The sequence below is a fragment of the Paraburkholderia sp. NMBU_R16 genome, from assembly GCF_013282575.1.
Lineage (GTDB): Bacteria > Pseudomonadota > Gammaproteobacteria > Burkholderiales > Burkholderiaceae > Trinickia.
In genome coordinates this window covers 178548-189544 of record NZ_JAAAYE010000001.1, presented here as the reverse complement: position 1 = coordinate 189544, position 10997 = coordinate 178548, and the positions used below count along the sequence as shown (strand labels likewise).

9 protein-coding genes and 1 riboswitch are annotated in these 10997 nt (G+C 65.9%); of the genes, 3 read left to right on the top strand and 6 right to left on the bottom strand.

The window, feature by feature from the left end; all coding sequences use genetic code 11:
- The first annotated feature begins 99 nt into the window (after window positions 1-99).
- A complete protein-coding gene (gene arfB, locus GWC77_RS00820; RefSeq protein WP_173254883.1) occupies window positions 100-504 on the top strand; it encodes an alternative ribosome rescue aminoacyl-tRNA hydrolase ArfB in 405 nt (134 codons plus the stop codon).
- Window positions 505-560: 56 nt separating this feature from the next.
- On the opposite strand, the gene GWC77_RS00815 is transcribed toward arfB, so the two are convergent.
- From GWC77_RS00815 to thiC, 3 genes are all read right to left on the bottom strand, one after another.
- Window positions 561-1838: an EAL domain-containing protein gene (locus GWC77_RS00815; RefSeq protein WP_173254881.1), complete on the bottom strand. Its 1278-nt coding sequence runs from the start codon at window positions 1836-1838 to the stop codon at window positions 561-563.
- 403 nt (window positions 1839-2241) lie between these two features.
- Entirely contained in the window at window positions 2242-3171 is a 930-nt protein-coding gene (locus GWC77_RS00810; protein ID WP_173254949.1) for a DMT family transporter, read from the bottom strand.
- A 221-nt stretch (window positions 3172-3392) separates the two neighbouring features.
- A complete protein-coding gene (thiC, locus tag GWC77_RS00805) occupies window positions 3393-5324 on the bottom strand; it encodes a phosphomethylpyrimidine synthase ThiC (protein ID WP_173254879.1) in 1932 nt (643 codons plus the stop codon).
- Between the two features lie 84 nt (window positions 5325-5408).
- A riboswitch (TPP riboswitch) is annotated at window positions 5409-5534 on the bottom strand.
- Between the two features lie 332 nt (window positions 5535-5866).
- On the opposite strand from thiC, the gene GWC77_RS00800 reads away from it, so the two are divergent.
- Window positions 5867-6760, top strand: coding sequence for an EamA family transporter (locus tag GWC77_RS00800; RefSeq protein ID WP_173254877.1), 894 nt, complete (start codon window positions 5867-5869; stop codon window positions 6758-6760).
- A gap of 240 nt (window positions 6761-7000) precedes the next feature.
- A complete protein-coding gene (locus tag GWC77_RS00795) occupies window positions 7001-7798 on the top strand; it encodes a DUF4397 domain-containing protein (protein WP_173254875.1) in 798 nt (265 codons plus the stop codon).
- 40 nt (window positions 7799-7838) lie between these two features.
- Here GWC77_RS00795 and GWC77_RS00790 read toward each other — a convergent pair whose 3' ends face one another.
- Genes GWC77_RS00790 through GWC77_RS30225 form a run of 3 tightly spaced genes read right to left on the bottom strand, consistent with a single transcriptional unit; the run spans window position 7839 to window position 10987 of the window.
- Complete coding sequence (locus tag GWC77_RS00790; RefSeq protein ID WP_367948979.1) at window positions 7839-9038, bottom strand: MFS transporter; 1200 nt, start codon at window positions 9036-9038, stop codon at window positions 7839-7841.
- Window positions 9039-9046: 8 nt separating this feature from the next.
- Entirely contained in the window at window positions 9047-9874 is an 828-nt protein-coding gene (locus tag GWC77_RS00785) for a phosphodiesterase (protein ID WP_173254873.1), read from the bottom strand.
- Between the two features lie 39 nt (window positions 9875-9913).
- Complete coding sequence (locus tag GWC77_RS30225) at window positions 9914-10987, bottom strand: ABC transporter ATP-binding protein (RefSeq protein ID WP_173254871.1); 1074 nt, start codon at window positions 10985-10987, stop codon at window positions 9914-9916.
- Between the last annotated feature and the right edge of the window lie 10 nt (window positions 10988-10997).

Genomic DNA, 10997 nt, shown 5'->3' with positions numbered 1-10997 from the left:
GCCGCAGGGGTTCGGCAGCCGCAGCCGCCTGTTTCGTCGTGATCGGTTATGCCGTATGGGCGGCTTGCGCCGATGCGTTTGTCCCGCTACCGTTGCACCATGACTTTTCGCTATACCGTATCGCCTGCCGAGGTCGAACTCACCGCCGTGCGCGCGCAAGGCGCGGGCGGCCAGAACGTCAACAAGGTGTCGAGCGCGATCCACCTGCGGTTCGATATTCGTGCCTCGTCACTGCCTGAGCCGCTCAAGATGAGGCTCCTCGCGCTCGCCGATCACCGGATCACGCGCGAAGGCGTCGTTATCATCAAGGCACAGGAATACCGCACGCAGGAGATGAATCGCGCGGCGGCGCTCGCGCGTCTGAACGAACTCATTGCGGCGGTCAGTCTGACACCCCGCGCTCGCATTCCTACGAAACCCACGCGCGCGGCGAAGCTGCGGCGGCTCGACAGCAAGGCGCGCCGGGGCGATATCAAGGCCGGGCGTGGACGCGTGACCGATTGAAGGTGCGGGCCGCAAGGACCCAAGCGCCGGCGTGGCGATGGGCGTAGCTGGGGTGCCTACTGGCCGCGATGCGGCTCCGGCATCGGTGTATCGAGCAGGAAGTCCGCGCAGAATACGAGCCGGCGCGAAGCGAACTCGACGGTGACGGCTGCCGTGTAGCAATCCTTGCCGTCGGTGAGGGAGTAATGAGGGCCCATGACGGCCACCCGCCCCGGCGCTGCGACGGCGCGCTTGAAGTAGGCGCGGCGCGACCAGTTGCTACCGGCGTCGGGAAAGAGCGGCGAAAGTCGCTCGCTTTCGGGCGCCGGATCGCGCGTGATCGAAGGTTCATGCTGATTGCCGGACTCGTCGACGAGAAACACGCGCTTGGCGAACGGCTGCGCCAACGTCTGATCGGCTGCCAGCGCAAGATTGCCCGTGCGCTCGTAGGCTCGCGCGCCCTCGAGTACGGCGTGCTCGAAGTGCCTCAGGTCGATTGCGCCGTGCGGCCGGCTGCCCTCGCGGCTGTGAAACCGCGTCCACATGGCTTCGACGAGCGCGGGTGCTCGCGCCGCGGCGACACTTGGCGACGTATCGGGCTGCCCGAGCCAGAAACCCTGGATGAAATCGACGTCCGCCTCCATGAGGGTCATCAGTTCCTCGTCGGTTTCGACGCCTTCCCCCAGCACCATTGCGCCCGCCCGATGCAGCATGGTCACGAGCTGCGTCGCGAACTGAGGATCGGCGCCCGGCATGGCCATGCGCGCAACGAGCGAGCGATCGAGCTTGACGAGATCGGGCCGCACGCGCCAGATGCGATCGAAATTCGAAAAGCCGGTACCGAAATCGTCGATTGCAATCATCAGATCGCGTCTGCGCAGTGCCTCCACGGTGTGCTCGAAATGCGCTTCGTCGGCGGCCGGCTCCTCGAGCAACTCGATGACGATGCGTGAGTGGGGCAGTCCGAAATGCGCGCAGAGCTCGTCGACGTAGGAGCTATACGGCCACCCCGTCTTGAAAAGGCGCGGCAGCGCATTGACGAAGAGCCAGCCCTTGTCGAGCCCCGCCTCAGCGAAATTGGCGAAATGCACGCAGCGCGTGAGGCGCTCGAGTGCGACCGCGACGGCTTTGCCGGGCGCACGGGCAAAGACCGTTTCCGGGGCAATCGCCTCCCCGGCCGCGTTCGTGGCGCGCAACAGCGCCTCGAAGCCCACGACGCGCTTGTGCGTGATCGAGACGACCGGCTGGAATGCGCTGCGCAGTCGAATGCCACGGTAATCGATGTACCAGCCCGTGTGGTCCCGGGCCAACAGGGGTAGGACGTCCGCTAGCGTCATGACGCGCTTGGACGCCATGGCGAGCGCTTGGCTGATGCGCGAGTCCGCGCTTGCGCCGCTTGGGCGACGTGCGAGCCGGCCGAACGGATGATGCGCGCTTTTTCGCGGCGAAGGCACGGAGCGCTGAGAGCGGGAGTGCGAACCATGCCTGATCGTGATCATATGAGGGAAGCCCAGTGTAGCAAACGAACGCATCGAGGCGATGGAGTTCAGCGTAAGTCGCTGCTGGGATCGGGTTATGTTCGATCGGGTACGGTGGCGCGGAAATTGCGCACGCCCGACTGAATTCGGCGTGCTGTGCCGAACGCAGGCCAGGCAAGGCTGTGGCCGGGGCGCGGTGCAATGGCCCGTATTCGGGGCGTGCGCGCGATTGCTTTTGGCGGGTGAGGCGGGGTCTTGTCAGGCGAAACAGCGCCGGGTCTCAGGTCTGCGCAGCGCGCCGGCCGAAGCCGGGAATGCGCTTGACGGCACCCGTGGCGAGGGCCGTTCCCACGAGCACGATCGCGCAGCCGGCGAGCATCGCCGGCGAGACCGCTTCGTGAAGAAAGAGGGCGCCCCAGAGAATGCCGAAAACGGGGATGACGAACGTCACGGTCATGGCACGGGCGGGGCCCGCCACGTTGAGCAAATGAAAATAGATGAAATAGGCAACGCCGGTACAAACGACGCCGAGGCTCAGCACGGCGCCCCAGGCGCTTGCCGAGACCGAGTGCGCGGGCCACGTGGCGATGGCGAACGGGATCAGCGCGAGGGTGGATCCGACCATGCTGCCCGTGGCGATGGCCATCGCATCGACGCCGCCCAGGCGGCGCTTCGTATAGTTGGCGGCGATGCCGTAAAGGAGGGCCGCGCCCATGGCCGCGGCGGCTGCCAGCGCGGTCGCGAGCGGCGTGGGGCCCAGCGCGTCGTGACTCGAAACGATCTGGTCCCAGACGAGCGTCACGACGCCCGCAAATCCGATAGCCATCCCGAGCGTACGCAGGACAGTCAGCCGGTCGCGCAGCCAGACGTAGGCGACGAGCGCGCCCCAAAGCGGTGTCGTCGCGTTGATGACGGAAGTCGTGCCGGCGGACAGGGTGAGCTCGGCGAACGCAAAAAGACAGAACGGTGCGGCCGAATTGAGCACGCCCACGACGACGAGCGGCCATGCACGCGCGCTCAATACCCGTAGCGCCTCTCGCGGGGCGCCGCGCGCGACGGTCATGCCGAGCAGGAATAGCGCGCCGATCCCGACGCGCAAGGCCATGAGCGGCGCCACGCCGAATTCGGCAACGCCGACGCGAATGAACAGGAACGACGCGCCCCAGACGGCGGCGAGGGCCAGAAGCTGAACGAGATGGCGGGGTTTCATCGAATGGAGCGCGGGTCGCGGGTTGGCGCGTTCGGCAAGAGGACTAGCGGGCATGTTACCTCGGCGGTGGCGCCAGCGCCCGGCACAGCGAATGAGAGAGCAAGCGGTACGGTTGAGTCAGCGGGATGGCGAAACCGGTCCAGCACCGGCGAAGGGTGCAAAACAAAGGGGGCGCGAACGCCCCCTCGTTTATCCCGCCGGCAGACCGGCTCGACAGGACGTCATTGACGCTGATAGATCTCCGCGCCGCTCTTCACGAACTCGACCGCTTTCACTTCCATGCCTTTTTTCAGCGCGGCCTCTTCGGAGACGCCCTGCGCCGCCGCGAACTCGCGCACGTCCTGCGTGATCTTCATCGAGCAGAAGTGCGGGCCGCACATCGAGCAGAAGTGCGCGACCTTCGCCGAGTCTTTCGGCAACGTCTCGTCGTGGAATTCGCGCGCCTTGTCGGGATCGAGGCCCAGGTTGAACTGGTCTTCCCAGCGAAACTCGAAGCGCGCCTTCGAGAGCGCGTTGTCGCGCACCTGCGCGCCCGGATGACCCTTGGCCAGATCGGCCGCATGCGCCGCGAGCTTGTACGTGATGATGCCTTCTTTCACGTCGTCCTTGTTCGGCAGCCCGAGGTGCTCCTTCGGCGTCACGTAGCACAGCATCGCCGTGCCGAACCAGCCGATCATCGCGGCGCCGATGCCCGACGTGATGTGATCGTAGCCGGGGGCGATATCGGTCGTCAGCGGTCCGAGCGTATAGAACGGCGCCTCGTCGCACCATTGCAGCTGAAGATCCATGTTCTCCTTGATGAGCTGCATCGGCACGTGGCCCGGGCCTTCGATCATGACCTGCACGTCATGCTTCCAGGCGATTTGCGTGAGCTCGCCGAGCGTCTTCAACTCGCCGAGCTGCGCTTCGTCGTTGGCGTCGTACACCGAGCCGGGGCGCAAGCCGTCGCCGAGCGAGAAGCTGACGTCGTACGCCTTCATGATTTCGCAGATCTCTTCGAAATGCTCGTAGAGGAAGCTCTCCTTGTGATGCGCGAGGCACCACTTGGCCATGATCGATCCGCCGCGCGAGACGATACCGGTCATGCGGTTCGCCGTGAGCGGGACATAGCGCAGCAGCACGCCCGCATGAATCGTGAAATAGTCGACGCCTTGTTCGGCCTGCTCGATAAGCGTGTCCCGGAAGATTTCCCAGGTCAGGTCCTCGGCCTTGCCGTTGACCTTTTCCAGTGCCTGGTAAATCGGCACGGTGCCGATCGGCACGGGGCTGTTGCGCAGGATCCATTCGCGCGTTTCGTGAATGTGCTTGCCCGTCGAGAGATCCATGACGGTATCGCCGCCCCAGCGAATCGCCCACGTCATCTTGTCGACCTCTTCGCCGATCGAGGAAGTGACGGCCGAGTTACCGATATTGGCGTTCACCTTGACGAGGAAGTTGCGTCCGATGATCATCGGCTCGCTCTCGGGGTGATTGATGTTGGCGGGGATGATCGCCCGGCCGCGCGCGACTTCCTCGCGCACGAACTCGGGCGTGATCTCGCGCGGGGCATCGGCGCCGAATGCGGCGGCGCCGAACGCCTGACCCGGATGCTGACGGCCCATCATCTCGGCGAGCTTCGCGCCGGTCGGCCCGCTCGCGCGCAGGCTCTCGAGATACTCGGCGCGCCGCTGATTCTCGCGGATCGCGATGAACTCCATTTCCGGCGTGATGATGCCGCGACGCGCGTAATGCATTTGCGTCACATTGGCGCCTGCCTTCGCGCGGCGCGGCGTGCGGTGAAGACCCGGAAAGCGTAGTTGGGCGGTGGCCGGATCGGCTGCCCGCTCGCGCCCGAACGCGCTCGTGAGCCCGGCGAGCGCTTCCGTGTCGCCGCGCGCCTCGATCCAGCGCTGCCGCAACGCAGGCAGGCCCTGGCGGATGTCGATCTTCGCCTGAGGGTCCGTGTAGGGGCCCGAGGTGTCGTAGACGTAGATCGGCGGGTTCTTTTCGCCGCCGAACGCGCTCGGCGTATCCGACTGTGTGATTTCGCGCATCGGCACACGGATGTCCGGCTGCGAGCCGGTCACGTAGATCTTGCGCGAGTTGGGCAACGGGGCGACGGCAGCCGCGTCGACGCGTGCTTCCGCTGAGATGAATTTCGGGTTGGCGTTCATGCAAATCTCCTGGCATAGGGTTGCTAAAGCAGGAGCAGGAGACGGAAGGGAGGTCGGGTGATCGAGGCGTCTGAAGATCCAGCGCGGTCAAACCCGTACGCTTCCCTGCGCTGGCATTATCCAGATCAGGTTCAAAGGGTGTTTCTCACCCGCGCGCCATTCTCGCACCGATGGATGCGACAACGCGACGCAGGACCCCCGCGTTAGCATCGCAGAAGATACAACGGGACGGCGGGCTTGGCAACCGTGCGAAATCCGTGCCTGCGAGCGCCTCGCCCCCGCGTCATTGTGCCCAAGCGCCGGCGCGGCGCGCGAGACACGCGACCGGGCATAATACGGGGACCTGTTCGGCGTGCATGCGTTGGCCGCCGTTCGCCGCACAATCGATACTGGCCCGCCATCGCCGTTGCGCCTCCCATCACCTCTATGTCTTTCTCAGTAGCCTGCGAGGCCCGAGCTGTTCCTGCGCCTTGCGCGCCGGCCGGCGCCATTGCTGGCGCGGCTTGCGCGGCCTCGCCCATGCGACGGGCGAGGCCGCGCAGATGATGTCGCTTCGCTGGCTGCCGCGCTCCCGCGTCGGGCGCATCGGGCTTGCGCTCGCTGCGGTCTACCTCGCTTGGGGCTCCTCTTATCTCGCGCTGCATATTGCGCTCGAGTCGTTTCCGCCGCTTTTACTGTCCGGCATGCGCAATCTTTTTGCCGGCATCGGCCTGTTCGTGTTCGCCGCGCGCCGCGCGAGCGCCTGGCCGACATTCGTCGAGGTCCGCAATGCGGGCATTGTCGGCGCCATGCTCGTCGGCCTGTCCAGCGGATTGCTCACGTTCGGCATGAAGAGCGTGAGTACAGGCGCTGCCGCCGTCATCATCGCAACGGTGCCGCTTTTTGCCACGATCATCGCCGCGATTGCGGGGCGGCCCGTGGCGCGGGGCGAGTGGGCCGCGATTGCGCTCGGGCTCGCCGGCATCGTTCTACTCAACCACGGCAACGCATCGAGCGCTCCGGTAAGCGGCAGCATCGTCGTCCTCATGGCGGCGCTCGCCTGGGCCGGCGGCGCGCACCTCGCCAGCCGGCTCGCGCTGCCGGCCGATCTTTTCATGTCCACGGCGCTGCAGATCGGGCTCGGGGGCGCCATTTCGACGGCCGTGGCCTGGCTCGACGGCGAGCGTGTCGTCCATGCCGGTCTTTCGGCGATCGCTGCTTTCGTCTATCTCATGCTGATTGCGACGATGCTCGCATACGTTGCCTATGGTTTCCTGATCCGCCACACGAGTCCCATCGTCGCGAGCAGTTGCATGTACGTGAACCCGATCGTGGCCGTGGCGCTCGGGGCCTTGATGCTTGGCGAGCCGGTCACCCGCTGGACGGTCATGGCGACGCTCGCCATTTTGCTGAGCGTCGCGCTCTCGTTCTGGTTCGATCGCCGCCGCGCGAGCTGACACGGTAATCTCGATAACCGTTGCGCGAACCCCTGCGCTCGAGGCCCGCGCGAAACCTGCACGCGGGCGTCGTCCGACGTGCCGCTCTAAACGTCGCAAGCGCCGCACGGGACAGGGCGCCGTCGCATTCGTCTGCTGAATGCGACGGCGCTTGCGCCCCGAGCGGCATACCGTTTGCTCCCTGAAAGTGCCACGACAACAAAAGGTAAATCAGGCGTGTTGCATTTCAGAGGTGAAATCATGAGGGTGATCAAAGGCATTGCCGCGTGCATTGGCGCGGCGCTCCTGCTGGCGGCATGCGGCGGCGGCTCCGGCGACGTGGGCCAGGAACTTGGACTGCAAAATCCGCTGATGCATTTCATCAACGCATTCCCGGCGGGACCCAATCTCGATCTGCTCGTCAACGGCACGGCGCCGTCGGGGCAGACGAACGTTCCCTATAAGGGGGTAACCAATCTCACGAACGTCAACACCGGCAGCACCGTCGTGGCCTATACGGCGACGGGCACGATGTCGCCGCAGCTCGCATCGGGCACGTTCCCCGACGTGGCCAAAGGACACGAGTACACCGTCATTGCGCTACCGAGTACGAGCGGCTACGGCATAGGCCTGATCGACGATCCGTTCGACAAGGGCCTGCTGTCCACCAAGGCGCGCGTGCGTTCGTTCAATGCGTCGGCAAACGCGTCGAATCTCGACATTTATATCGTCGCGCCCGGGACCACGAGCGTCGTGGGCATGTCGCCGACGATGGCCGGCGTCTCGTACGGCAACGCCGTGCCGCCTTCGGGGCAGGATTCGAGCTATTTGTCGGGCGGCAACTATATGGCCATCGTGACGACGGCGGGATCGAGCACGCCGATCTACGAGTCGGCGCCGTTCTCGCTCGGGAACAACGCGGACTGGCTGATCACCACCGTGCCCGCGAACACCTCGGTCAGCGCGCTGACGAACCAGCAGATTCATCTGCTCATCGCGCAGGCCGGCAATACATCGCAGCCCGCGATCGAATTGACGAATGCGTTGACAGGGCAGTGACGCGCGCGGCTGCGCGAGGACGGTTCCGCTTCGCGCAGCCCTAGCCGGCCGTTTTGCGCCAATGGACATGGCGCGCCGCGGCGACGAGTGCGAACGCGAAGCCGGCCGCGCAGGTGCCGGTCCAGCCGAAGCGGCGCCAGGCCAGCGCGCTGGCCGCCGAGCCGGTGGCGCCGCCGATGAAATAGCAGACCATGTACACGGTGTTGACCCGGCTGCGGGCATCGGGCTTGAGCGCATAGATGCGCGCCTGGTTCGAAATCTGCGCGGCCTGCACGCCGATATCGAGCACGATGACGCCGAGGATCAGTCCGACGATGCTCGTCGCCGATAGACCGAAGACGACGAACGACAGCGCGACGAGCACGATCGAAAGCGAAATCACGGCGCGCGGCCCCCGCTTGTCGGCGAAACGGCCGGCGACAGGCGCCGCGAGCGCGCCGGCCGCGCCGACGATGCCGAAAAGGCCTGCGGCCTGCGGGCCGAGATGAAACGGCGCGCGCGCGAGCAGCAGCGTCAGGACCGACCAGAACGCACTGAATGCAGCGAAGAGCGCGGCGCCCGTCAGCGATGCTTCGCGCAGCCCCGGGAGTTCGCGCGCGAGATGCCACATCGACCCAAGCAGTTTGCCGTAAGACAGCGTGGAGGTCGGACGGCTCTTCGGCAACCGCGCGATGACCACGGCGGCCAGCGCCAGGAGCGCGACTACCGAAACTGCGAAGACCATCCGCCAACCCAAATACTGAGCGATGAATCCCGCCGCGGTGCGCGCGAGCAAGATACCCAGCAAAAGGCCGCTCATGACCGTGCCGACCGCATGACCTCGTTCGGCCGGCGGCGCCAATTCCGCCGCGAACGGGACGGCTTGTTGCGCGATGGTGGCGAGCACGCCGATCGCGAAGCTCGCGACAGCCAGGATCGCGAGCGTCGGGGCGAGCGCGGCCACGCTGAGGGCGAGCATGAGGCCGGCGATCTGCATCAGGATCAGGCGCCGGCGATCGAAGCGGTCGCCGAGCGGCGCGAGCAGCAGCATGCCGGCCGCGTAACCGAGCTGAGTGGCTGCCGGCACCGCGCCGACCCACGCGGCCTCTTGCGCGTAGCTCGCGCGCAAGTCGTCGAGTAGCGGCTGGTTGTAGTAGATGTTCGCGGCCGACACGCCGGCAATCGTCGCGAGCAGCATGAGCAGCCCGCGCGAATAGTGGCGCTCGGGTTCGTCGCGGGTCGAATCGGCTGGGTCGGACACGAGCTCGTTCAATCGATGAGCTTGCCGCTCGGTTCGTAAAACGGATAGGGACCCTCGCCCTCGTCGATATACGCGTGATGCGAGACGAGCCCCGCCGCGCGGGTGTACTGATGCAGTGCGAACGCGGGAGGTTCGAGCCGGAACGCCGACGGTGCGTTTTCGCGCAAGTCGAGCGCCACCTGATGCGCGGGAGCGGGCACCGACATGGCAATCGTCCCCGCGAAGCGCGTGACGATCGGCCGATGCACATGCCCGCAGATCACACGCTCGATATTGTCGAAGCGGCGGATGATGTCGGCGAGCCGGGTACTCGAGGTTGCGTCGAGTCGCTGGCGATCCATGTGGTCGATACCGGAGAGGAACGGCGGATGATGTAAAGCGACGACGACGGGCCGCGCACGCGCCGCTTCGAGCTGTGCTTCGAGCCATGCGAGGCGTGTCTCGTCAAGCATGCCGGCGCTTGCACCGGGTGTCCTCGAGTCGAGCGCGACAAGCCGCAGCGGACCGACATCGACGGCGTACTGCAAGAACGTCTCCCCCGTGTGCAGATAGGCGTGATCGTCGAAGACCTCGCGCAGCGCCTCGGGTTCGTCGTGATTGCCGATGAGCAGATAGTAGGGGATGGCGAGGGGCGCGAGCAGCGCCCGCAGGTGCCGATATTCCTCGACGGTGCCGAGGTCGACGAGATCGCCCGTGACCACGACGGCCTCCGGGCGCGGCGTCAGCGCGTTGAGCCGCTCGATCGTGCGCGTAAGCGCTGCGGCGGTATCGACGCGCCGATAGGCCAGCGCGCCGGGACGTTTGATGTGTAGATCGCTGATTTGAGCCAGCAGCATGAAAATTCCGTGATCAAAAAAATGTTCGTACGGACGCGCTCAAGGCAGCGCGATGAGCCCGTCGGAGTTCAGTTCGATGCCGACGGCATCGCCGGGCGTCAGTGGGAAGCGGCCGCCCGCGTCGATCACGAGTGCATCGGGCGCGGCGCCGGTCACCGTCACGCGGGTGCGCTCGCCGAGGAATGCAACCGTTTCGACGACGCCGCGCAGCGATGCCCGGAGGGGTGCTACGAGGCGCGCATCCTCGGGGCGGAAGAACAGCTCGATCTCATCCGCATGAGTCGCGGCGGCCGGCGCACCGCTGCCGCTCGCGATCGATGCGGGCAGCACGATCGAACCGCCGAGGGTGTTCAGGTGCCCGTCGTGGCGACGACCGGCGATCCGGTTGAGCGTGCCGACGAATTGCGCGACGTGACGCGTCGCGGGGCGGTAGTAGATATCGCGTGGCGTGCCCACTTGCTCGATGCGACCGGCGCTCATGACGACGATGCGGTCGCCGAGTTCCATGGCTTCCGCCTGATCGTGCGTCACGTAGATCGTCGTCACGCCGAGGCTGCGCAGCAGCGTATTCATTTCGCGACGCAACGTATCGCGCAGCTTCGCATCGAGTGCCGTAAGCGGCTCGTCGAGCAACAACACGCGTGGCTCGCGCGCGAGCGCACGCGCCAGTGCGACCCGCTGACGCTGGCCGCCGGAGAGCTTGTCGATCGGCTTGTCGGCGTGCGCTTCGAGCCGCATCATCGCGAGCAGTTCGTCCACGCGCCGGCGCGCGAGCGAGGCCTCCGTTCTGGCGATGCGCAACCCATAGCCGACGTTTCCCCGCACATCGAGATTCGGAAATAGCGCATAGCTTTGAAAAACCATGCCGACTTGCCGGCGCTCGATCGGCAAATGGGTGACGTCGTCGTCGCCAAACGCGACCTTGCCGCCCGCATCGGGAGTCTCGAGTCCGGCGACGATGCGTAGCGTCGTTGTTTTGCCGCAGCCGGACGGCCCAAGCAGCACGACGGTCTCGCCGGCCTCGATCGAGAGGTCGATCGGCTCGAGCACGCGCGTGACTTGAAACGTTTTCGCACAGTGCGTCAGCGTGATCGGGATGGGAGTGAATTTCATCGCGGCGAAC